The following is a 274-nucleotide window of genomic DNA, read 5'->3' on the forward strand; positions in this document are numbered from 1 at the left end:
CTAATACAGAGACAACAAACCAAAGTGGGTCATAGCCTAGCATTGGCCCTAGGCGCATCGCGGCCATACCCGTGTAATGCATAACCCCTATGCCGGCGCCCAACAGCAGGGCACTGAGCGCAAGCTTGGCTCGAGAAGGGTTGTTCGTACTGAGTAAATGGAACCCTAAGGCAGTGGCTAAAAAGACAGGGATGAATGACACCACCGTCACTGTAAAATCATAGTCGACGCTGACGCATAGGCTAAATGCCAGCATTCCGATAAAGTGCATACT

General features: G+C 51.1%; 1 protein-coding gene. It reads right to left on the reverse strand.

Annotation, left to right across the window (positions count from 1 at the left end):
* Positions 1-274, reverse strand: a 274-nt coding sequence (locus tag CWB98_RS23640; RefSeq protein WP_212751168.1) for an MHYT domain-containing protein, incomplete at both ends; no start/stop codon positions are given.

The sequence above is a fragment of the Pseudoalteromonas rubra genome, from assembly GCF_005887115.1.
Classification (GTDB): Bacteria; Pseudomonadota; Gammaproteobacteria; order Enterobacterales; family Alteromonadaceae; genus Pseudoalteromonas; species Pseudoalteromonas rubra_F.